Origin of the sequence: Kitasatospora sp. HPM-01-4, assembly GCF_051374625.1 — a bacterium.
Taxonomy (GTDB): Bacteria; Actinomycetota; Actinomycetes; order Streptomycetales; family Streptomycetaceae; genus Kitasatospora.
In genome coordinates this window covers 1-21481 of record NZ_JBPQGP010000001.1, presented here as the reverse complement: position 1 = coordinate 21481, position 21481 = coordinate 1, and the positions used below count along the sequence as shown (strand labels likewise).

The following is a 21481-nucleotide window of genomic DNA, read 5'->3' as shown; positions in this document are numbered from 1 at the left end:
CAGTGTCCACCGTGGTGGACCTCGCCACGCTCCGCCCCGTCATCGGGGCGGAGCCCACGGCGGCCGAGATCCTCGCGGACGCGAGGGCGGCCGCCCAGCAGATCCTCGACCAGGCCCAGCAGGAGGCGGACCGCATCGCGGCCGCCGCCCGGGAGCGCGTCGAGCGGGCGCTGGCCGAGCAGGCCGGCGCCGAGGAGAGGCGCCAGGCGCACGAGCGCCAGGCGATCCGGGCCAGGGAGCTGGCCGAAGCCGAGACCGAGGGCGCGGCCGAGATCGTGGCGGCGGCCCGGGCCCAGGCAGCCGACCTGCTGGACCAGGCCGCCGAGCTTGCCTCCCGCCGCCGCACCACGGCGGAGGAGGCGTACGCCAAGGCCCTGACCGAAGCCGAGGAGATCCGCAGCGGGGCGCAGGCCCGGGCCGAGGAGCTACTTGATGAGGCAAGGGAGAAGGCGGCCGAGGCGGAGTCGATCCGCGCGGCCGCCGTCTCCGAGGCGGAGCTGACCGCCCGGCGGGCCAAGCTCGACCTGGACGAGGAACTCGCCGAGCGACGAGCCGGGATCGAGGCCGAGCTGGCGACGGCACGTCAGGCGGCCGACCGGGAGCGCGCCGAGCTGCAGGAGCAGCACCGGGCGCTGGTCGAGCAGCACCGCGCCGAGCACCAGGAGCAGCGCGAGGCGCTGGCCGCCGAGCTGGAAGAGGCCCGGCGCGCCGCCGAGGCGGAGACCCGCAAGGCGACGGCCGCGCTGCTGGCCGGCGCCGAGAAGGAGAAGGCGCAGCTGCTGAAGGAGGCGGTCGAAGCCACCGGCCGCGCCGAGCAGCTGCAGCGCACCGCCGAGGCGACGCTGGCCAAGGCTCAGGCCGCCGAGGCCCGCAAGAAGAAGCGGGGCGGGTGGATGCGGTCGGCCAGCCGCCGGTTCTGGGGCATGGCGCCCTGGATCGGTCTGGGCGCGGCGGTCGGCCTGGCAGCACAGGGCGAGTACGAGCTGGCCTGCCTGGTCGGCATCGACCCGCACGTGGCCCCGCTGCTGCCGGTGGCGATCGACGTCTACGCGATCACCGCGTTCCGCCGCAAGACCGACGTGCCGTGGGCGCTGGGGATCATGGCCGCCGCGAACATCGCGGCGCACCTGGCCGCCCCGTCCACCGGCCCGCGCCCCCTGATCGTCGGCGTGGTCCTGGTCTTCGTCACCGTGGTCTGGCGGGTGCACAACCTGATCGACCACGGCGACGAGGTACCGGCCGACGAGCAGCAGGAGGAAGCCGGTAGCCCGGCCGGTACCGGCAGCGGTAACCCGACCGGTACCGGCGGCGCTACCGGTACCGGTAACCCGACCGGTACCGGTAGCGGTAACCGCACCGGTACCGGTGGCCGCCACCGCACCGGTAAGCGCGTCCAGCGGGCCACCGGTAAGGCGGCGGCGGAGCGACCCGGTGAAGAGCAGCGCATCGCGGTGCGGGCCCGGGCCGCCGAGATCATCCGGGCGGGCGGTACCCCCTCGCCCACCGCTCTCGCCGCCGAGTTCAACATCGCCGACCCCGAGTGGGTCAGGAACCAGATCCGCGCCGCCCGTACCGCTTCCTGAGCGGTACGGCGGCGGCACCACGCACAGCCGCGGGCCGGGCCCGCCCTTCGCCCCCGAGGAGACGGCGGGCCCCACCCCCCTTGGAAGGAGAGCGGTCGTGACGACCGACAACACCCCGGTGACCCGGGACTACCGCCTGCTGGTGCAGCCCGACCGCCTGTCGAACTGGACGGCGGACCGCCAGCGCGAGCACGGCGCGGACCAGGCCGAGTACGAGCAGGTGCTGGCCGCGTTCCAGACCTACCTGCGCCAGCAGCACGTCGAGGGCGACGGCCGGTGGTCGGCCCGGTGGCGGGCCCGCAAGGTCGAGAAGCACATCAAGAAGCTGGCTAAGGCGTCGAAGCAGGCCGCCGGCGCCGCCGAGGGCCTGCGCACCTCCTACGCCGAGCACCAGCGGGTGGTCGCGGCGCTGCCCGGTCAGCGGGCCGCGAAGGCCGCCCGCAAGGGCAAGAGCGGTCCTGCGGAGATCGACAAGGGCCTGAACAAGGCGGCCCCGGCCGCTCCGCCGGTCCAGACGGCGAGGCCGGCGGGGCAGATGCCGCCGGGTGGCGTGCTCGCCCAGCCGCCGAAGCCGGTGGCCGAGACGCTGCGCGGGATCAACGAGCTGTGGCAGCGCAAGGGGGCCTGATGAGCGAGTCGATCGAGCAGGCCCGCCGGGCCAACCTGGCCGCGCACTGGGCCGAGCGCCAGGAGCGCTACGCCAAGCGCGGGCCGAAGGGGATCGCGGAGGCCTGGTGGGACCGGGTCAAGGCGGTCGGCACGCAGAGTGAGCGGGCCGGGGATGCGGAGGTGTGGGAGGACTTGGCCCGCACCTTGGCGAACTTCTGCGCCCGCTACGAAAAGTAATCATCACCATCATCATCACCACGGCAGGCGGGCCGATTCCGGGGGGCCAGGCGGGCGTGCGGGCGCATGGGCGCGCGGGCGCGCGAGGATCCCCCATCCGGTCACTGCCTGTCAACCCGGGAGGAACCCGTGTCTGACGACGATGACGACAGCGGCGGCGGGACGGTGGTCACGTTCCGTCCCCGTGGCGGCGGCACCCCGCCGGGGATGCCGCCGCTTCCGGGGCTGCCGCCGACCCCTCCCCCGGCCCTGGAGGAGCCGGAGGACGAGGACGAGGAGGAGCTGCCGGTGCGTGAGCGCCGCAGCCCCGCCGACTCGCTGGCCGAGTTCGGCGAGCGCCGTGCGGCGATGCCGCCGCCGCCGCCGCGGTGGGTCCCGGCCACCTTCGGCGCCGAGGGCCTGGAGGACGAGTACGACGACGAGGACGGCTGGGACGAGGAAGGGGAGGAGGACTCCGAGCCGCCGCACTACGGGGCGCTGGGCCTGGGCGCGATCATCGCGGTGGCGGTCGCCGCCCTGCGCGGCACCTACACCGCGGTGCAGGGCTGGAACGAGCGCCGCATGGCCCGCCAGGCCGAGACCGCGCAGCTGCGCGAGGCGCGCCTCGCGCAGCAGGTGCAGCGCACGAGGCACGGCACCGCCATGCAGGGCATCGCCCACCAGGCCGCCCAGCAGCAGGCCCGGGCGACCCAGAGCGGCCCGGAGTTCGGGCGCCGCTCGCTGGGCTCCGGCCCGGCCGGGGCGGCCGCCGGCGGCGGGGCCCGCTCCGGCTCCGGCTCGGCGACCCGGTCCCCGCAGTCGGCGCCGGCGGCGAACGCCGGGCGCGGCAGCGGGGCGGGCGCCGGCGGCGGGTCCCGGACGACCAGCACCCACGGCTCCACCGGCACCGGCGCCTCGCGCGGCGCGGGCGCCGCGGACCGCTCGACCAGCCGCAGCACCAGCGACCGCCCCTCCCGGGGCGTTCTCGCCCCCGGCCGGGCCCGGGGCGAGAACGGGACGACGAGCCCGGCGGCGCTGGAGCGGGCCCGGGGCCGAGCCCAGCGGGCCGCCGACCGCACCAGCGGCCGGGAGCGGCGCCGCGACGCCGACCACGCGGCCGCCCTCGCCGAGCGGGGCGAGAACCGCGCGACGGCCCGCCAGGCGGCCGAGCAGCGCAAGGCAGCCCGTACGAAGCGGCGCGAGGAGCGGGCGGCGGCCCGCAAGGCGGAGGGCCGGACCGGCCTCGGGGCCGCGGTGGCCGAGGGCGCCGAGCGGCGCCTGGACAAGCGCCGGGCCGAGCACACCGCAGCCCACGACGCCCGCAAGGCCGCCCGTGCGGCCCGGCGGGCGGCCAAGGCCGGCGGCGACAGCCCGGCCGACGGGAGCAGCGAGAAGAAGGCGCCGGCCACCACCGGCCCGGAGGCCGCGACCTCCAAGGCCAGCCTCCGCAAGGCCGCCCGCGCCAAGCGGCGCGAGGAGCGGGCAGCGGCCCGCAAGGCGGAGGGCCGGACCGGGCTGGGCGAGGCGGTGGCCGAGGAGGCCGAGCGGCGCCTGGACAAGCGCCGGGCCGAGCACACCGCAGCGCACGACGCCCGCAAGGCCGCCCGTGCGGCCCGACGGGCGGCCAAGGCCGGCGGCGACAGCCCGGCCGACGGCAGCACCGGAAAGAAGGCCGGCGGCGACGCCGGCGCCAGCCCGGCCGACGAGCCCAGGAAGAAGAGGTCCAGGGTGAGGATCACGCGCGGGTCGAAGAAGGCCCCGCCCGCGGGCCCGGGGGTCGGGAGCCCGGCCGCCCGGCGCAAGGCCCGCCGCAAGGAGCGGGCCGAGAAGGAGCGCGAGCGCACCCGCGGCCCGGAAGCCGCGGAGACGCCCGGCGCCACCGGATCCGGGCCCGGCGCCGGCTGGGCCTTCTGGACCCCGCCCCCGCCGCCCGGCGAGGAACCCGGCCCCGGGGAGAGCCGCCGCAGCCGGCGCACCGCCTGGGAGTCGGTGTTCGCCGCCGAAGCCGACGCCGGCGAGGTCGTCACCGGCGTCTGGCGCGAGAACCTCCCGGGCCAGTCGGCCCGCTCCCGCCAGCGGGCCGGAGCGATCACCCAGGGCACCCCGGCGCCGCCCGCGCCGGGTGCCGTGAACCTCACGAAGGAGACGCGCGTGAGCGCAGTGTCGATCCCGGGGATGCGAAACACCCCGGCCTCCGAGCACATGACCGAGGTCACCCTCGACGACGTCCTGGAGAAGCTGACGGCTTCCAAGGACGCCTGCTTCGCCACCTACGACGAGTGCGCGCAGCTGGCCGACCGAGCCATCCAGCTGCGCGACCAGCTGGAGGAGCTGGCCGTCGACCTGCGCGAGCGCCACAACGTCATCGGCCGCATGACCAGCTCGGCGATGGCCCGGCTGGCGGAGTCGATGGACCTGGTCCACCGCAAGGCCGAGGAGATGCGCTCCGAGTCGCTGAACGCCGCCGAGGCGGTCGAGGTCGCGCACACCGAGATGGCCGACGCCTACCAGCCCGTGCAGCAGGCCGCCTTGGACGCCGGCCTGGAGATGCCGAGCGCCCGTATCCACAACGAGGAGTGACGATGACCGACCTGGTGCCCTACGCCCCCAACTTGCCCGAGCCCGGCGGCGACCGGCCGAACTTCCTCAACCTGGCCCGGCGGATCACGGTGCTCACCGCCTCCGCCCTGGCCCTCAAGGAGGGCCTGCGGAGCCTGCAGAAGCGGATGGAGGACGACTCCGAGGACATGGTGAAGCTGTCGGCGATGTGCGCCGAGGCCGAGGTCGAGCCGCGCTTCCTGGCGCTGATCGAGGAGGCCGGAGCGGCGCTGCTGGCGGTCGCCGAGGCCTCCGGCGCACTCGCCGGCGCCGCCGACGACATGGAGTCCAACTCCCGCGCCTTCAACGACGCGCACGAGGGCGAGTACCGCGGCGTGTACGAGGCGGTGCAGGCCTCCGGCGTCCAGCAGGCGAAGGCCGGCTTCTACCGCAACCGCTAGCAGCGCAGCTCAAAGCCTGTCGGACCCATTGGGTCTAACAGGTCTAACCATCTCGCGGGGCCCGGGAAACCGGGCCCCGCCCACATCGAAGGGAAGACGATGGCGACCGACCTGGCCGCACCGACCACCATCCCCGAGCTGCCGCCGGCCTCCGTCGCCGACCGCGGCCTGACCCCGAAGGCCGCCCGCCGCTGGGCCTGGGCCGAGCGGCTGCTCTACGGCACCGGCGGCGTGGTGACCGCGATCGGCCCGCACATGGGCAACCCGCTGGTGCGCGGCATCGGCACCGGGCTGGCGGCCGGCGCGCTGGCCGGCACCGCCTGGTGGCTGTGGAAGCGCAGCGAGCACCACCACCACACCCTGCTGGTCTCCTGCACCCGCGCCGTCCCGCTGATCGGCTACGCCGGGACCTGGCTGGCCCTGCAGCACATCCCCGGCCGGCCGTGGTGGGAGTACGCGATCCCGGCCGCGCTGACCGGCCTGATGGGTTGGTGGGTGCCGCTGACCCGCTCGGTCGGCCTGCGCCGGGTCGTCGCCCGGCTCGAAGACCCCGAGCTGGTCTTCGACGACGAGGCCAGCGTGTGGGAGGACGAGGAGCCCGAGGAGGAGGACGGGCTGGGGTTCGACCCCACCACGTTCGAGGGCTACCTCAAGGCCCGGTGGGCGCTGTCCCCGACCACCGCCGGCACCACGCTGGAGCAGATCCACCAGCACGACCCCGACGCCCCCGACTTCGACGCGGTGATCGTCGCCAAGGCCGGCCAGGCCGTGCCCCGCACGGTGGACCGGCGCACCGTCGCCGCCGTCTTCGACGTCCCCGAGACGGTGGTCGAGCTGAAGCCGGTGCCCGGCTCCGGCCCGGGCCGCCTGGCCCTGAGCGTCACCCCGTCGCAGATCGAGGAGGACATCGAGGCGGCCGGCCTGCAGGGCCTGTGGGAGCGCAAGGTGTCCGGCGCCGGCGGCGCGGCGCCGGGCATGCGGATGATCGACCACCAGATCGGCGAGGACCGCATCCGGATCCTGGTCGAGGCCGACGAGGACCGCCTGATCGCCCTGCCCCGCCGCAAGCTGGCCCGGGCCCTGCAGGTGGACGACCCGGACCTGCTGATGGTGGAGACCGACGGCATGGCCCGCGGCGTCGTCACCGTCTACCGCGAGCACCCGCTGATCAACGTCCCCGAGCCCACCATCGAAGACCTGACGATGGACGAGCGGGGCATGATCACCATCGGGGTCCGCCACGACGGCCGCCCGTTCAAGATGGCGCTGTACGACCCGGAGCTGGGCGCGATGACCGACCTGGCGGTCGGCGCACCCGGCGCCGGCAAGAGCGTCTTCCTCAACCTGCTGCTGATCGCCGAGCGGGCCTCCGGCGTCGTCAGCATCGTGGCCGACGCCCAGAACGGCATGAGCCTGCCGGAGGCGAAGGGCCGGGTCTACTCGTTCGCGACCGGCCTGGCGGGAGTGGCCGCGACGCTGGCCGCGATCTGCGCGCTGGCCGACTACCGCGAGCAGGTCTCCACCGCCAACGGCTGGGGCGGCTTCAAGATCGGCGACCCCTGGCGGCTGGTGAACGTCACCATCGACGAGATCAACCTGGTGCTCGGCGCCCAGGCCGCCGTACCGCCGGAGTTCCGCAAGTGGTGCACCGGGATGATCGCGCGCGGCCAGCAGACCGGCCGCAAGTTCGGCGAGGGGGTCCGCTTCGCGGGCCAGTCGATCCACGTCACCGACCTCGGCGACGCCGAGAAGATCCGCGCCAACGCCAAGCAGGGCACCGTGTGGATGGGCCGGGTCAACAGCTCGACCACCCGCCAGATGGCGCTCGACATGGTCACCGACGGCACCGAAATCAGCAGCATTCCGATGTACTTCGGCGGCGGCCAGGGCGACGTCGAGTCCGCCTGGTCCGGCGCGGAGGCCCCGCGCGGGCCGGTCACCGCCGGGATGGCCTGGGCGCTCCAGGGCGGCCGCGCCACCTTGATGCGCGTCTTCAAGGTCATCAAGGAGAACCGCACCTTCCCCAAGCTGATCGAGCTGTACGAGGCGCGGCCGATGCCGGTCCTCACCGAGCCGGAGGACGCGGTCTTCCAGGCCGCCTACAAGGAGGGCTACGCCATCGCGGAGGCGCTGCTGGCCGGCGAGAGCGGCGGCGGCGACGGGGACGGCGACGAGGAGGACGGCGGCCGCAAGCGCCGCAAGAAGACGGCGGCCGTGCCGACCACGCCCCGGCCCACTGTCGCGATCCCCGCCCCGCCCAAGTCGCTGCGCGACCAGGTGCTGGACGCCCTGGCCGACGGCATGCCCCACCCGATCCGGGAGATCCGCTCCGCCGTCGGCGTCGGCACCCCCGACGGGCCGAGCGTCGATTCGGTGGCCAACGCCGTCTCCAAGCTCGCCGCCAGCGGCCAGCTCGTCCAGGCCAGCCACGGGGTGTGGCGCCTGGCGCCTCCGAAGCCCGCGAACGAGGACTGAGCAGCACAGCACCGTCCCTGTCGGACCCATTAGGTCCAACAGGTCCAACCAGCCGTTTCCGGGGGCCGGCCAGCCCGGCCCCCGGCACCTCAAAGGAGCACCCCCGGTGAACCACCACCCCGACACCCGCCTTCCGCTGACCGAAGCCCAGCAGGCCGCCGAAGCGGCCCGCCTGATCGCGGAGGGGTACAGCGACACCGCCCCCGTCGCCACCTACTACCGGGACGTGACGCCCGTGCCCGCCATCGGCAGCACCCCGCCCGTCTACTCAGGCACCCGCGCCCCGATGAGCCAGCGTGCCGCCGACATCAGCGGCATCATGCTCTCCGCCGGCGTCGCCTCCGTCCCGATCTCCGGCGGCCTCTCCCTGGTCCTGTGGACCGTCGGCCACGTCAACCCGATCACCCTCGGTGTCATCTGCGTTGCCCCCCTCGCCGCCCTCAGCGCCATCTCCCGCGTTCTCAAGGGGGCAAAGGAGGTCGCGGAAGCCGCGCCGCCCGTGATCCACCAGCACTACCAGGGCACGGTCATCCAGGACCACACCGAGGTCACCAGCCACACCCGCGGTCTTATCGCCCGCACCCACAACCAGATCGAGCGGGGAGACCACCGATGAACCGCACCGACACCGGCGGCGAGGTACACGAGACCACCAAGGCCGAGGCCGCAATCGACCCCGCCCGGTACGAGGCGGCGAAGGCGGACGTGACCGCCGAGCTGGTGCGCACCGACGCCAAGGCGGCCACCCTGCTGACCGCGCTGAGCCTGCCGCTCGGCGTGCTGGTCGTCGCGGTGCCCAGCCACCACCTGGCGCCGGTGACGACCGCGCTCGTCCTGCTCGGCGGCGCCGGGCTGGTCGCCGCCGGCCTGCTCGCCCTCGCCGTCATCCGGCCGAACCTGACCGTGACCCGGGGCACCTGGCTCTACTGGGCGAACTGCACCACACGCCAGCTCGCCGCCGACCTCGCGGCCGACCAGCGCGAGGCCCGGCTGCTGAACCTGTCCCAGCTCACCCGCCGCAAGTACGCGCGGCTGCAGCGGGCCGTGGACGTGACCGCGCTGTCCCTGCTCGTCCTCGCGGCGGCGCTGGCCACCGCCCTGACCTGACCGGTGACGAGATGTGCGCGAAGGCCCCGGTCCGACCGGACGGGGCACCAAGATGGCGGGGTGGGGCCGTTGGAGCCGGCCCCACCCCGCCTACACCGTAGAGGAGCAGAACCGATGGCACCCGTGATGCTGCTGCCGGAGAACGAGGAGTGGCTGCACGCCCTGTTCGTCATCGAGGACCCGCTGCTGGTCGCGCTCGCAGAGGCGAGCAACCGCGCGGCGGCCGGCGACGAGGACGCCCCGCGCCTGCCCGAGGGCCTGGACGGCGAGGCCGTCTACGCAGCCTGGGGCCGGATCGTGCGGGCGCTGCCGGAACCGCTGTGGAAAAAGGACGTCAGCCTCGGCGGGCACCAGCTGTTCGCGCCGGACGGCCGCTGGGAGCACACCCCGCTGTACGCCGTCGAGATCGACCCGGCCGACGTCGAGCAGCTGGCCAGCCTGTTCGACCACCTGCGCACCGCGGCGCACCGGGCGGGCGAGGACCTGTTCGTGCTCCTGGAGGAGGCGGCCGAAGAGCGCGCCGAGCCCGGCCGGCGCCCCGTGGTCCAGCAGGTCGTCGCGGACGTGGCCCGGGCCGTTTCGGCGCTGCAGCTGGACGCCACTGACGACGACACCCGCACGCTGCTGCAGGCGCTGGCCGCGGCCGCGCCCGGCGAGCGGATCGTGCTCACCGAAGCCCAGGAGGAGGCCTACCGGCGCCTGGCGGACCGGTTCACCCTCGCCATCGCCGACCCCGGCGACCAGGCGCTGACCCGGTTCACGTTCTGATGGGCGAGCGGTACACCGTCGAGGTCGAGCCCGAGGTGCGGGCCTGGCTGGAGACGCTGGCGCAGACGGACTACGCGGCCGTCGAGCGCGCCGCCGACATCCTCGCCGAGCAGCCGACCACCCTGGGGGAGCCGCTGTCGCGCCACCTCGGCGGCCAGGTGCGCGAGCTGCGGGTGAACCTGCGCGGCACCGCGATGCGGATCACCTACTGGCTCGCACCCGGACGCCGGATCGTGCTGCTGACCGTGTTCCGCAAGACGCGCATGCGCGAGACTGGAGAAGTCGAGCGCGCCCAGCTGGCCCAGAAGGCCTGCGAGGCCGGCCACGCGCCAGCGGGCGACCACGACACCTACGACAGGAAGGCAGCACGGTGACCACCGGCTACCACACCAGGTGGGTCATCCCGGACGAGCACCGGGAGTCCCCGGAGTACATCGCGGCCGGCCGACGGATCGCCTTCGGGCAGGCCGTCTACGACTGCCGCAGCCAGCTCGGCCTGAGCGAGACCACCCTCGCCGAGCACGCCGGCCTGGACGAGGACGACATCGAGGCGATCGAGACCGGCGGAGTGGAGCCGACGCTGGAGCTGATCGAGCGCCTGGCCCGCGCGATGAACGCCGCCGTGCGGATCGAGCCCGGCGCGGAACTGGCCATAAGGTTCGAGGCCCGCGCCGCCTGAGACAGCAGACCAAGAAGCCCCCCGGCATCGCGCCGGGGGGCTTTTTTCATGCCCGCGAACGAGCCGGCGAGCGTCACGGACGAGGCATCCGCCTGTGGTGCCAGGGCCGCTTGCCGCGCCCTGGACCCAGGCCCGGCGGGGCACTCTCCGGCGCGAATCCGACGCGCTTTCAGCCGGCTCCGTACGCGCCGGAAAGCGCCCCGCACCCGTGCCGCCTCCGCCCGAATCCGGCACCACCCGCCGCACCTTCCCACCCCTTGTCCGGCATCCGCCGCCCCCCTTGTCCACCCCCCCGCAACCACCCCAACCAGCACCACCAAACCGACCGAACACCACCAGCACTCAACCCAAACCCAGCAACCGACCCACCATCAAACAAACCGACACAACCGACAATCACACCCAAAAACACCACCCACACCACGACACGCCACAAACCACAAGACCACCTACAGCACTCCAGGTATCTTCGATACACGATCATGGTCCGCGCGGCGGACATAAGGGGACATCAGGGGGTGGATCGGCAATATGGGGTGGGCGACGCCGATCCGCGCTCCGGAGCAGGTCGACTACCGGCTCGCGCGCGACTGCGGGTGCGACGTCGAGCACGACGCACAGGTGGAGTACCGGCTGGCCGCGCCGCGCGATCTGCGGTGGATCGGCAGCGGCCTGGCGGAGCTGGACCTGGCCGCCGGAGAGGCGGTCGACGCGGACGCGGCACGGGCACTGATGGACGGCCGGGACTGGCGCACCGGCGAACAGCTGGTGGCGCGCAAGCAGGTGCTGGATCCGCGCGGCAAGCTCGCCGCCCACGTCCTGGTCGACGCCGTCACCGCGCTCGCCGAGGCGGACGGGATCACCGCGGCCGAGTACCTCGGTGAGGACCCGCTGGCCAAGCGCCTCGCGCGGGCCGAGCGCGGCATCCGCCGCGACGGCGAGCGGCACCTGCTGCCGCTGGCGGACGTCGAGCGCCTGGCCGCCGCGGCCGGCCTGTCGGTGGACGAGTTGTACGGCGACCAGGCGGTCGCCGAGGCGCGGAAGTGGATGCACCACCGGGTCGATGTCGGCCTGCGCGGAGTCGACATCGTGCTCGATCTGCCAAAGAGCATCTCGACGGCGTGGGCGCTGGCCGGTGACGAGCTGGCGGCCGCGATCGAAGAGGAGTGGATGGAGTCGGTGACCGAGGCGGTCGCCGCGCTGGAGCAGTGGACCGCCTACGGGATGGCCGGCCACCACGGCGACGGCGAGCAGGCCGAGCGGATCGCCACGAGCGGCTTCCTCGGGTGGACGACGCTGCACCGCTCGGCCCGGCCGGTGGACGGCGCGGTGGGCGACCCGCACCTGCACGTCCACGTGAACATCGCGCACATGGCCAAGGGCGCGGACGGGAAGTGGCGCACCATCGCGGCCGGCGCCGAGGACCTGCTGCGGCACGCGCACCTGACCAACGAGATCGCCGAGGCCCGGCTGCGGCAGAAGCTGACCGAGCGGCACGGCGCGCGGTTCGAGCGCTCGGAGACGACCGGCGCGTGGGAGCTGGCCGGCATCGACGAGCAGCTGCGCGAGGCGTTCTCCCGCCGCCACCACCAGGTCCTCGCCGAGGCCGGTGAAGGCGCCACCCGCGACCAGCAGAAGGCCGCCGCCCGCAAGACCGCCGAGGCCAAGCACGAGAGCGACCAGGCGGCCGAGCGCACCAGCTGGCGCGACCGCGCCGCCGCCACGTTCGCCGGTGGCGTCGAGCACCTGGGCGAGGCCGAGCGCCAGGCCGTCCTGCAGCGCGCGGGCGGCGCGGTGGACGCGATGGTGACCGCCGCGCTGCCCGGCCCCGACGGACCGGCGGCGCCCACCGCCGGCGGTCGCGGACCGGGCCCGCTGCTGCCCGGGCCCCGGCAGATCGCCGAGCAGATCTGGGACGCCGAGCACGGCCTGGTCGCCGCGCGGAAGGTGGTCGGCCACACCCACGTGTTGTCCGCCGTGGTGCAGCAGCTGCCCTACCTGGACAGCGTCGAGCAGCTGACGGAGCTGACCGGCCAGGTGCTCGCCGTGGAGGGCCACGCCGTCCAGCTGCGCGACTCCAACCGCGCCCACCAGGTCCACCGGCAGCGCTACACCCACGCCTCCGTCATCGAGGCGGAGTCGACCATCATCACGAGCGCCACCACCGGCCTGGGCGCCGGCCTGGCGCAGCTCACCCGCGAGGCCGCCGAGCTGACGATCGCCACCGTCGAGGTCGCCAAGAGCACCACCGAGCGCGAGTTCCGGTTCAGCGACCAGCAGCGCGCGGTGATCGAGCGTTTGCTGACCGCCGGCCACGCCGCCGACGCGGTGATCGGCGTCGCCGGGGCGGGCAAGACCACGCTCATGGCCGCCGCCCGCACCGGGTGGGAGGCGGCCGGGCTGCGCGTGGTCGGCGCGTCCACCGCCGCGGTGGCCGCCGCCAACCTGGCCGCCGAGGCCGGCATCGACTCGCGCACCGTCGCCGCCTGGACCCGCGAACTCAACGGCGGCCGCGGCCTGGACGGCGTCGGCGTGCTGGTCATCGACGAGGCCGCCATGGTCGACGACCGGGCGCTGGCCGCGCTGCTGCGCCACGCCGCCGAGACCGGCACGAAGGTGGTCGCGGTCGGCGACCCGCTGCAGCTGCGCGCGGTCGGCATCGGCGGCGGCTTCGCCCGGATCCACCAGCTGGTCGACGGCCTGGTCCTCGACGAGAACCGGCGCCAGGTCGACGCGGTAGAGCGGGCGGCGCTGCAGACCTGGCGCGAGGGCGGGCGCACCACCGCCCTGGCCATGCTCGCCGAGCGCGGCCGGGTCCACGCCTGCGACACCGCCGAGCAGGCCCACCAGGCGATGCTCGCCGCCTGGAACAGCGCCCGCGCCGACTGGGCGGGCGACCCGCACGGCCAGGTCGAGCAGCTGCTGCTGCTCGCCGCCCGCCGCGCCGACGTCGCCGAGCTGAACGCCGGGGCCCGCGCGCTGCGCGAAGCCGCCGGCGAACTGCCCGGCGGCCACGCCTTCCGCACCGCCGACGGCACGCTGGAGTTCGCGACCGGCGACCTGGTGCACGTACGACGCAACGACTACCGCTCCCGGCGCGGCGACGAACCGGACGTGCTGAACGGCTACCGCGGTGTGGCCCTGGAGACCGACGCCCGGCGCGGCGTGCTGGTCGAGTGGCGCCGCCCCGACGGCGCCGGCGGCCACGTCGTCCAGTCCGCGTGGATGAGCCCGGCCGACGTCGCCGAGGGCCGGCTCACCCACGGCTACGCCATGACGATCGGCTCGGCCCAGGGCCTGACGAGCGAGGTGACGATCGCCTCCGGGCACGGCGCCGACGCCCACAGCCTCTACCCCGCGCTCAGCCGCGCCCGGCAGGAGACCCACCTGTGGCTGCCGCTGGCCGAACTTGAGGACGACACCACCCGCCTGACCCTCGGCGACCCGCGCTCGCAGACCGAGCGGCTGGACCGGGCGGTGGCCGCCTACGGCCGCCAGCTGGAGCGCGACGGCGACGACGTGATGGTCACCGACGAGCTGCCCGGCCAGCGCACCCCCGACCAGCACGGCCCCGAAGGCCCTCACGAGCCCGGGCACCGCCTCGCACCCCCCGCCCCGGTGCCGGGCGGCCGTGCCGCGCCCGCAGGCCTGCAGGAGGACGCCGAGCGGCGCGCGGTGGCCCTAGCCGAGCCCGAGCCGCCCGCAATCCAGCGGCAAGCCCGGCCCCAGGACAACCCGTGGCCGGTGCAGGTCGAGCGGATCGACGCGCTGCTGGAGCAGCACCGCGACGACCAGGCGGCCGGGCACCCGCGCCCGACCCCGCAGCAGGAGGAAGAGGCCGCCCTGCGCCAGGAGCTGGCCCGGGCCCGGGCCGAGATCGAGCAGCGCGAGGCCGCCGAGCGGGCCGCCCGTGACGCCGCCGCCCCGCACTGGCGCCAGCGCCCCTACGGCCCGTACACCGCCGGCCAGCTCGCCACGCAGCTGCAGGTCTCCGAGCACGACGGGAGCCACGCCGTTCGCTTCGCGGCCGGCCTGCAGCAGCGCGCCGACGCCCTGGCCGCCGTCCTCGGCACCGACCAGGCCCCGGCCGCCCAGCGCGCCGCCGACATGCTCGGCGCGCTGGCCGCCGCCCAGCACCAGGCCGCCCAGGCCGAGCACCACCGGCAGCTCGCCGACCAGCTCAAGGCCCGCATCGCCGAGATGTACGAGGAGAACCACAAGATCCTCCACGTGCACAGCAAGGTCAACGAACGCGCCGGGAAGTGGACCAGCAAGGTCACCTTCCGCTCCGGCGGCATGCGCGAGGCCGCCGGCCACATGCGCGACCTCCTGGACCAGCGCGTCCAGCAGATTGCCGACCTGCGCTCCCAGGAGAACGAGCTGCGAGGTCGGGCCGCCGACGAGGCCCGCGACGCCCAGCGCCAGCACGCCCGCAGCGGCATCCACGACGGCGAGAGCCCGGCCGAGTTCAGCAGGCGGATCACCGCCGCCCTGCAGCTGGCGGACCGCCAGGACCTGGAGCTGCTGCGCAAGCAGGCCAGCCAGAGCCTCGGCACGGCCGCCCAGCACCAGGCCACGGCCGACCAGGTCCGCGCCGAGCAGCAGCTGCGCGCCGGCCTGTCCCCCGAGCGCGCCAGCACCGAGCAGCGCGAGCGTGCCGCCGCCCGCCAGCGCACCGCGCAGACCCGGGCGGCGCGCCAGGAGCAGCTGCGCCAGCAGCACGAGCAGTACCACTACCGGCCGCCGGAGCCGCCCTCCCCCAGCCGCGGCATCAGCAGGTGACCGGCCCGGGTCCGGGTGCGCCCCCCGATCCCCGGGCGCACGGTGGATCTATGGCGCTGATCATCCTGCTGGAGCTGGTCGAGCCCGCCGACGCGCGGGTCCTGCAGGCGACCGGCGAGTCGCCCGACCAGCTCGCGGTGCGCCGGGTCCACGCCGCCGTCGCCGACCCGGACGTCCCCGGCGACCCAGGCTCGGACACCCTCTGCGGCGCCGACACCAGCGCGATGATCACCGAGCGCTGGAGTGCCGGTCGGCCCGGTCAGCGCTGGCCGCCGCGCTGGCGCGGCTGGATCTGCTCGGACTGCGACGCCGTACTCCGCTCGGCCCCCTGACGGCTTCACCAGGAACCCCTCAGCACAGCTCAGGCGGGATTAGCCCTACTGGGCCTGTTAGGACCAACAGGGCGCCACGAGGGTCACTGGTCGGCGGTTCGGGGGACGGCGCACTGGTCGAGAACGATCCACGGGTGGTGCCCCTCGCGCTCGCACACTGCGCGCAGGCGCAGCGGCAGGGTGGCGTTCCTCTCCCGCCAGTCCTCGGGGTTCTGGAACCAGCCGGGCACCAGCGTGGCCTCCAGCGCGCAGGGGATCGGTTCACCACGCTCGACATCGAGCAGCACGCGCTCGCGGCCCGGCTCACGAACGCCGTCGACCCCCGGCTGGATTCGCAGTGGACCCCAAATGACAGCGGCCAGCTCCTGCGGGTCGGGGCCGCCGGGGCGCGGACTGTGGTCGACGCCAGCCTCGTCCCGCACGGTCAGGGTGAGCGAGTCGAGGCGGTCCAGTCCAGCCGGGCCGACCAGCTCCACGGTCAGCCGCCAGTGGTCCCTCCCGCGTTGGGTCAGGGTGAACTCCAGCTCCGGCGTCAGCTCGCGGTGCCAGCGGTCCCGCTCGATGGCGGCCACTTCCCGGGCCGTGGCCGCCGAGTCGGAGGCCGCGGCCGCCGCCTTGCGCGTCGCCCACCACGCCAGGCCGGCGGATGCCGCCGCAGCGATCGCGCCGACGGCCGTCCAGATGGTTGCTGCATCCATGGCCCGGGACGGTACCGCGTCTGACGCCTTGTCAGGCTGTACGAGACTCCGTACAGTCGTCTGTACGGACTACCGTACACAGGAGGGGGCTTCCTCATGCTGACCACCGTCGTGGCGATCCTCGGCACCCTGGCCGGCGCCATGCTCACCGCCCTGCTGCAACAGCGCGCCCAGCGCGCCGACCGGCAAGACGGCCAGGCCGCCGAGACCCGCAAGGAGGCGCTGGACGCCGTCGTCGCCCTGGTCGCCGCCGTCAGCGCCCACCGCGCCGCGATGTGGCGCCGGGAGGACCATCGCCTGGCCGGCGAAGCCGCCGAGGAGGACACGACGGCCACCCGGGCGACCCGTGCCGCCGTCACCGAGCCCTCGGTGCGCGTGGCGATCTTGCTGCCCGCCCTGCGCGACCAGGCCGAGGCCGCCATCCGCGCCTCCTACGCGCTGCGCGGTGCCACCACCCCCGACGCCCTGGAAGCGGCCCGGAGCGCCTCGGTGACGGCCGACCAGGAGCTGGTCACTGCCGCCGGGCGCCTGCTCGCCGCCGCCTGACCCGCCGCCACCACCGAGGAGAGCGCGATGTTGCAGACCACCCGACACGACGACCCCGACCGCGCCGGACGCTACGGCTCCGAGGTCCTCACTGCGATCAGCCACGACGACCGCCAGCTGCTCCCCGGCCGCTCCCTGGCCGACGCCGGGGAGTTCACCCACGCCGTGCTGCACGGCCTGGTGACGCTGCGCCGCCTGGAGCGCGACGGCCAGATCCACGGCGCCGAGGACGACGGGATCGCCCTGCGCCACCTGCTCGCTGTGGTGGAGACCCGGCTGCTGCCCCGCCTGGAGGGCCTGCGCGACGCCCTGACCCGCACTCACCAGGACCGGCACCTCGGTACGTACGCCGATCTCGCCGACGCAATGGGCGTGGCCCGCTCCACCGCCTCCACCCGGGCCGGCGCTCTGCTCGCCCGCAACCCCAGCGAGGGCGAGCAGTGGGCCACCGGCGCCCCCGTGCCCGCCCCACCGCTGTCGCTGACCGCCGAGGAGGCGCTCACCCAGGTGCAGCCGCTGCTGCTGGCCCTCGCGGCCGGCACCGCCGACCGCGAACAGGCGCTGACCGCCGCCGCCCTGCTGCGACGCCTCGCGGCCATCGCGGGCGCCCGGCGCGGCACCCTGCCCTCCGACACCGGCGACCCGTGGGTCGACTTGATGCGCCGCGTCGAGCGCGACGGCCCGCAGGTGTGCGCGGCCGGCGACCTGCGGGCGCTGGTGCCCGGTCGCGACCCGCAGACCTGGATGCCCGGCTACGGCCTGGACTCGCTGCCCGCGCAGCTGCCCGCCGATGACCGCGCCCTGGTCCTGGTCTACCGGGGCGGCGCGCAGGCGATGAGCCTGCCCGCCGCCGCCAAGCAGGGCGCGGCCGCCCTCTCCGCCGCCGCCGAGACCTTCCTGCAGCTGCAGCGGATGAGCGAGCAGGAAAAGCGGCTGCGGACCCGGGACTGACGGGCCGTCCCCGTGCTGGCCGGGCACCCGGCCAGCACGGCAGGCCGTGCCCGGCCCGGCCTGCTCCGGTCCGCCAGCGGCCAGCTCACCTCGCACCCCCGTCCGAGAACTGCAGCTTCGCCGAACCGCGCCGAACCGCCGGCCCCGACACCGTGACCACCGCGCTACTGAACACCAAGCTCGTCATACCCGGGGTCAACGGGACAACCGGCCGGGAGGGTACGACCGCCGGCCTTCCAAAGCCCCGGGGCGCCGCCGAAGGGTGCCGTGGGGAAGAAGTCGGCGCCGCCAGCGGCACACTGCGCCCCCTACCCCCGCAGGTCAGCGCCCTTGTCCGTCCCACTCACCGAGGCCTTCGTGGGCAACTCCGTGGGTAACTCCGCAGGCAACTCGCCAGGCAACTCGCCAGGCGACTCCGTGGGCAACTCCGTAGGCAACCAAGATCACCCGCGCGCGGGTGCCGTCCCGCCGACCCCTCCGGCCCGCCGAAGCGGGCGGAGGAGACGCTTTCGGCGGCCCTGTTAGACCCAACGGGTCCAACAGGGCCGCCGAGTGTCAGCTACCGGTGGGGCCGTCCTCCAGGCCGGGCAGGCCGGAGGCGTCGCTGCCGGGGGCCAGGTACTCCTGCAGGGCCCGGCGGCGGGACGCGCGCGCCGCCGCCGACCAGCGCGAGGCGGTGTCGGCGTCGTCGGCGTCGAGGTGCCGCCGGGCGAGTTCGGCAAGCCAGGCCGGGACCGAGTGCCGGAGTTCCACGCCGTCGAGCGTTTCGCGTACCGCGGTCCGCTCGGGGCCCTCGGGCAGCGCGCGGCGCCGGCGGTGGAGGACGTCGAGCACGACCACCTGGCCGATCCGCAGGAAGTCGCGGTACTCCCGCCCGCCGGCCTGCAGGCGGTCGGCGGCCTGGTCCACGGTGAGTGCTCCGCCACTGCGCTCGGACAGGGCTGCGGCCAGCAGGCCGGTCTCGGCCTGGCGGGCCGCGTCGAGCCGGGCGGAGAACTCCGCAGTCGGCATGTCCGGGTGGTGGTCCGTCAGCTCCCGCCCCTCCTGGATCCAGTCGTGGGCGCCGGCGTCCGGGTGCCGCGGGCCCCACGTCTCCGCCCACCGGTACGGGCCGCCGGTGCCGACCTGCAGCAGCACGGCCGCGCAGCCGACGCCGTTGCGGCCGCCGGTGAACCAGCCGAACGAGGTCCAGCCGCCCTTGCTCTCGTCCCACACCCGCAGCTCGTACAGCGGCGGGTGCTGCTCCCCGATCCGCCAGGCGGGCTCGGGAGTGGGATCGATCGAGTCGGGCCGGCCGGGCACCGCTGTGTTGAACGGCAGGTGGGGCACGGCCGGGCGGGCCGGGTTGGCGTCGAAGGTGTGGAGCAGGGCGGGCATGGTGTTCAGGATCTTGTCGTGCTGCCAGACCTGCGCGCGGACGTCCCCGCTGTGGGCGAGGCGCTTGGGCGCCTGCAGGTGGTGGGTGACGTAGGCCCGGGCCAGCTCGGCGGCGCGCTCAACGTCGGCGCACCAGGCCCGCGTGTGCCAGGCCGGGGCGCTGCCGCCGTGGTCCTCACCGACCACGCCGTCGGGGACGTGGAACACCCGGACCTCGAACGGCAGGTCGGCGCTGGGATACAGCGGGTCGAACCCGGCGATGATGTCGCCGGGGCGCTCGACGCCCCAGCCGTTGTGGGCCCACTGCCAGCCGGCGCTGGTGGTCGGCCAGTGCACGAGCGGCCACAGTGCCGCGACCTCCACCCGCCCGTCGGCGGTGCGGTGCGGCACCGGCACCCGGGTGCCCTTCTCCACGGCCCGGGCGGCAGCGGTCTGGTGGGCCATCTCGCGGATCAGCCAGCCGTCGGAGGCAGGCTCGGCCACTCCCCAGCGCTCGCGCTCGCTCTCGCGCTGGAATGCCGGCGGCTCCTCCAGCCACTCGACCCGGACGGGCGCGACGCCGTGCCGGGTGACGACGTCGGCGAGCGAGGCGAGCACCAGCTCGTCCCAGCCGTACCGGACAGTGTCGGGCCCGGCGGCGGTCAGCGCGGCGGTCAGCGCCCTGGTGAACTTCTCGCCCTGGCGGGCGGCGGCGCGAGCCTTCCGGCTCGCGGTGGACTGCTTCTTCGGCATGACGACTCCCAGGTGCACGGCGGTCCCCACGCCCCCGCCGGCCGGATGTCGAAAGGGCCGGAATGCAGGAGGAAGTGCTGCTCAGTCAGCTTCGCGGGCCCCGGGAGACCTTGGCCCGGTGGCCACCGCGGCGTGGGCGCGGTGCGGGCGTCCGGCGGTGCGCGTCCAGCCGGTCAGATCACGGTAGCGGCTCGCGCCGCAGCAGCAGGACCGATTAGACCTAACAGGCCTAATCGGCGCGCCGGACGGATCCGCACCCTGTTGGGTCTAACAGGCCCAACGGGGCCGATACCGTCGTCGGTAGTACCGCGAATGGCAGCGGATGGCAGAGGAGTCCACTTGTGTCCACGATTGCGCTGAAACCGCTACCAGAGTCGACGGACGTGCTGGATGTGGTGCGTGACTGGCGGATCGACGAGCTGTGCCCCCTGCTGACCGAGGAGCTGGAAGCCGAGTTGGAGGCCGCGCTCGACGGCCTCGACTACGGCCGCGACCTCCGCGCCCGCATCTTCGTCCCGCCGGGCCTGGTCGCCCCGGCGGTGCTGCCCGGCGGTGACCACCTCGTCTTCGTCTGCGTCAACCAGAAGGGCGGCGCCGGCAAGACGACCAGCGCGCTGGAGCTGGCGTGCGCGCTGGTGGCGATGGGCTACACGGTCCGGCTGATCGACGCCGACCCGCAGCTGGCCGCACTGTCCGCCTGGCTGCTGCCGAACTTCGACGGCATCCGCCCCGAGGAGCGCTACACCCTCACCGATGTGCTGTTCGGCCGCCAGCCGTTGGACGAGGCGACCTACTCGACCACCATCGAGGGCCTGTACCTGGTCCCGAGCGGCGACAACCTCTCCACCGTCGAGTACGACCCGAAGGCCGGCCGCGACGGCTCGCTGCGCGCGGCGATCCGCAAGAGCAAGGCGCCGATCGACATCACGATCATCGACGCGCCGCCCGCCCTGGGAAAGCTCAGCATCAACGGCCTGATCGCGGCCAACAAGGTCATCGTGCCGCTCAAGGTCGGCGCCCTGGACAAGAAGGCGCTGGTCGAGCTGCACCACACCATCCGCGCCGTCCAGGAGGACGCCAACCCGCAGCTGCAGGTGGCGGCCGCGGTGATGACCGCCTGGGACAAGAGCCGCTACGCCGCCAAGGTCGCCGCCCAGCTGCGCCGCGACTACCCGGAGGCGATCATCGCCCCGGCCCGGCGCTCGGTACGGGCGGCCGAGGCCCCGGAGAAGCACCTGCCGGTGCGGGTGTTCGCGCCGGACGCGACCACCGTCTATGACTACGACCAGTTGGCCCGGCTCCTGCTGCCGGCGAAGGGAGCCACCGCGTGAGCAAGCCGTTCGGAGACAAGGGCGGTGCCGCGGGCCAGGCCGGCGGCAGCGACATCCTCGGCCGGCTGATCGGCGACCGGCCGATGTCGGGCAAGAAGGAGAAGGTGCCGGCCTACCTGCCGGTGGAACTGCTGGACCGGCTGCGCAACACGGTGGTCGGCCTGCAGCGCGACCCCAACGTCGAGGACCCGCCGGTCTCGCTGTCGGCGTTCGTCGAGGAGGCCGTCGAGGCGGCCATCGCGGCAGCCGAGTACGAGCACAACGGGAACCGGCCGTACCCGCCGCGCCCGCACGCC

19 protein-coding genes are annotated in these 21481 nt (G+C 74.7%); 17 read left to right on the top strand and 2 right to left on the bottom strand.

Annotation, left to right across the window (positions count from 1 at the left end; all coding sequences use genetic code 11):
• The first annotated feature begins 2 nt into the window (after positions 1 to 2).
• From ACSMTC_RS00095 to ACSMTC_RS00035, 13 genes are all read left to right on the top strand, one after another.
• Positions 3 to 1583: a coiled-coil domain-containing protein gene (locus tag ACSMTC_RS00095; protein ID WP_436557534.1), complete on the top strand. Its 1581-nt coding sequence runs from the start codon at positions 3 to 5 to the stop codon at positions 1581 to 1583.
• Between the two features lie 97 nt (positions 1584 to 1680).
• A complete protein-coding gene (locus ACSMTC_RS00090; RefSeq protein ID WP_436557533.1) occupies positions 1681 to 2211 on the top strand; it encodes a hypothetical protein in 531 nt (176 codons plus the stop codon).
• A complete protein-coding gene (locus ACSMTC_RS00085) occupies positions 2211 to 2429 on the top strand; it encodes a hypothetical protein (protein WP_436557532.1) in 219 nt (72 codons plus the stop codon). The genes ACSMTC_RS00090 and ACSMTC_RS00085 overlap by 1 nt, the downstream gene beginning before the upstream one ends.
• A 129-nt stretch (positions 2430 to 2558) precedes the next feature.
• The gene (locus ACSMTC_RS00080) at positions 2559 to 4988 is read left to right on the top strand and encodes a hypothetical protein (RefSeq protein ID WP_436557531.1); all 2430 of its coding nucleotides are present in this window, start codon (positions 2559 to 2561) and stop codon (positions 4986 to 4988) included.
• A 2-nt stretch (positions 4989 to 4990) separates the two neighbouring features.
• Entirely contained in the window at positions 4991 to 5407 is a 417-nt protein-coding gene (locus tag ACSMTC_RS00075) for a conjugal transfer protein TraB (protein WP_436557530.1), read from the top strand.
• Between the two features lie 99 nt (positions 5408 to 5506).
• Positions 5507 to 7882: a P-loop NTPase family protein gene (locus tag ACSMTC_RS00070; protein WP_436557529.1), complete on the top strand. Its 2376-nt coding sequence runs from the start codon at positions 5507 to 5509 to the stop codon at positions 7880 to 7882.
• A gap of 106 nt (positions 7883 to 7988) precedes the next feature.
• The gene (locus ACSMTC_RS00065; RefSeq protein ID WP_436557528.1) at positions 7989 to 8498 is read left to right on the top strand and encodes a hypothetical protein; all 510 of its coding nucleotides are present in this window, start codon (positions 7989 to 7991) and stop codon (positions 8496 to 8498) included.
• Positions 8495 to 8989: a Pycsar system effector family protein gene (locus tag ACSMTC_RS00060; RefSeq protein ID WP_436557527.1), complete on the top strand. Its 495-nt coding sequence runs from the start codon at positions 8495 to 8497 to the stop codon at positions 8987 to 8989. Before ACSMTC_RS00065 ends, ACSMTC_RS00060 begins: the two co-directional genes overlap by 4 nt.
• Before the next feature lie 114 nt (positions 8990 to 9103).
• Positions 9104 to 9757 (top strand): hypothetical protein, encoded by a 654-nt coding sequence (locus tag ACSMTC_RS00055; RefSeq protein ID WP_436557526.1) that lies wholly within the window; start codon positions 9104 to 9106, stop codon positions 9755 to 9757.
• Positions 9757 to 10131: a type II toxin-antitoxin system RelE/ParE family toxin gene (locus tag ACSMTC_RS00050; protein ID WP_436557525.1), complete on the top strand. Its 375-nt coding sequence runs from the start codon at positions 9757 to 9759 to the stop codon at positions 10129 to 10131. The genes ACSMTC_RS00055 and ACSMTC_RS00050 overlap by 1 nt, the downstream gene beginning before the upstream one ends.
• Positions 10128 to 10436, top strand: a complete 309-nt coding sequence (locus ACSMTC_RS00045; protein WP_436557524.1) for a helix-turn-helix domain-containing protein — start codon at positions 10128 to 10130, stop codon at positions 10434 to 10436. The genes ACSMTC_RS00050 and ACSMTC_RS00045 overlap by 4 nt, the downstream gene beginning before the upstream one ends.
• Positions 10437 to 10967: 531 nt before the next feature.
• The gene (gene mobF / locus ACSMTC_RS00040) at positions 10968 to 15218 is read left to right on the top strand and encodes a MobF family relaxase (RefSeq protein WP_436557523.1); all 4251 of its coding nucleotides are present in this window, start codon (positions 10968 to 10970) and stop codon (positions 15216 to 15218) included.
• A gap of 50 nt (positions 15219 to 15268) precedes the next feature.
• Positions 15269 to 15550, top strand: a complete 282-nt coding sequence (locus ACSMTC_RS00035; protein ID WP_436557522.1) for a hypothetical protein — start codon at positions 15269 to 15271, stop codon at positions 15548 to 15550.
• An 83-nt stretch (positions 15551 to 15633) separates the two neighbouring features.
• On the opposite strand, the gene ACSMTC_RS00030 is transcribed toward ACSMTC_RS00035, so the two are convergent.
• On the bottom strand, positions 15634 to 16248 hold the full coding sequence (locus ACSMTC_RS00030; RefSeq protein WP_436557521.1) for a hypothetical protein: 615 nt from the start codon (positions 16246 to 16248) through the stop codon (positions 15634 to 15636).
• Positions 16249 to 16344: 96 nt separating this feature from the next.
• On the opposite strand from ACSMTC_RS00030, the gene ACSMTC_RS00025 reads away from it, so the two are divergent.
• Both ACSMTC_RS00025 and ACSMTC_RS00020 read left to right on the top strand, forming a co-directional pair.
• Positions 16345 to 16794: a protein kilB gene (locus tag ACSMTC_RS00025; protein ID WP_436557520.1), complete on the top strand. Its 450-nt coding sequence runs from the start codon at positions 16345 to 16347 to the stop codon at positions 16792 to 16794.
• A 27-nt stretch (positions 16795 to 16821) separates the two neighbouring features.
• Positions 16822 to 17745 carry a hypothetical protein gene (locus ACSMTC_RS00020; protein ID WP_436557519.1) on the top strand — a complete coding sequence of 308 codons (924 nt, stop codon included), beginning with the start codon at positions 16822 to 16824 and terminating at the stop codon, positions 17743 to 17745.
• A 555-nt stretch (positions 17746 to 18300) separates the two neighbouring features.
• On the opposite strand, the gene ACSMTC_RS00015 is transcribed toward ACSMTC_RS00020, so the two are convergent.
• On the bottom strand, positions 18301 to 19854 hold the full coding sequence (locus ACSMTC_RS00015; protein ID WP_436557518.1) for a hypothetical protein: 1554 nt from the start codon (positions 19852 to 19854) through the stop codon (positions 18301 to 18303).
• 341 nt (positions 19855 to 20195) lie between these two features.
• Between ACSMTC_RS00015 and ACSMTC_RS00010 the strand changes: the two genes are divergently transcribed.
• Together ACSMTC_RS00010 and ACSMTC_RS00005 are read left to right on the top strand one after the other, a co-directional pair.
• Positions 20196 to 21185 (top strand): ParA family protein, encoded by a 990-nt coding sequence (locus ACSMTC_RS00010; RefSeq protein ID WP_436557517.1) that lies wholly within the window; start codon positions 20196 to 20198, stop codon positions 21183 to 21185.
• Positions 21182 to 21481: hypothetical protein (locus ACSMTC_RS00005; RefSeq protein ID WP_436557516.1), on the top strand; the 300-nt coding region annotated here is incomplete at its 3' end. The genes ACSMTC_RS00010 and ACSMTC_RS00005, both read left to right, overlap by 4 nt.

Bases quoted from the DNA above. Each gene is read 5' to 3' on its own strand.
- ACSMTC_RS00085 (WP_436557532.1), top strand. From the start codon at position 2,211: ATGAGCGAGTCGATCGAGCAGGCCCGCCGGGCCAACCTGGCCGCGCAC.
- ACSMTC_RS00075 (WP_436557530.1), top strand. From the start codon at position 4,991: ATGACCGACCTGGTGCCCTACGCCCCCAACTTGCCCGAGCCCGGCGGC.
- ACSMTC_RS00070 (WP_436557529.1), top strand. From the start codon at position 5,507: ATGGCGACCGACCTGGCCGCACCGACCACCATCCCCGAGCTGCCGCCG.
- ACSMTC_RS00060 (WP_436557527.1), top strand. From the start codon at position 8,495: ATGAACCGCACCGACACCGGCGGCGAGGTACACGAGACCACCAAGGCC.
- ACSMTC_RS00055 (WP_436557526.1), top strand. From the start codon at position 9,104: ATGGCACCCGTGATGCTGCTGCCGGAGAACGAGGAGTGGCTGCACGCC.
- ACSMTC_RS00050 (WP_436557525.1), top strand. From the start codon at position 9,757: ATGGGCGAGCGGTACACCGTCGAGGTCGAGCCCGAGGTGCGGGCCTGG.
- mobF (WP_436557523.1), top strand. From the start codon at position 10,968: ATGGGGTGGGCGACGCCGATCCGCGCTCCGGAGCAGGTCGACTACCGG.
- ACSMTC_RS00035 (WP_436557522.1), top strand. From the start codon at position 15,269: ATGGCGCTGATCATCCTGCTGGAGCTGGTCGAGCCCGCCGACGCGCGG.
- ACSMTC_RS00030 (WP_436557521.1), bottom strand. From the start codon at position 16,248: ATGGATGCAGCAACCATCTGGACGGCCGTCGGCGCGATCGCTGCGGCG.
- ACSMTC_RS00025 (WP_436557520.1), top strand. From the start codon at position 16,345: ATGCTGACCACCGTCGTGGCGATCCTCGGCACCCTGGCCGGCGCCATG.
- ACSMTC_RS00020 (WP_436557519.1), top strand. From the start codon at position 16,822: ATGTTGCAGACCACCCGACACGACGACCCCGACCGCGCCGGACGCTAC.
- ACSMTC_RS00015 (WP_436557518.1), bottom strand. From the start codon at position 19,854: ATGCCGAAGAAGCAGTCCACCGCGAGCCGGAAGGCTCGCGCCGCCGCC.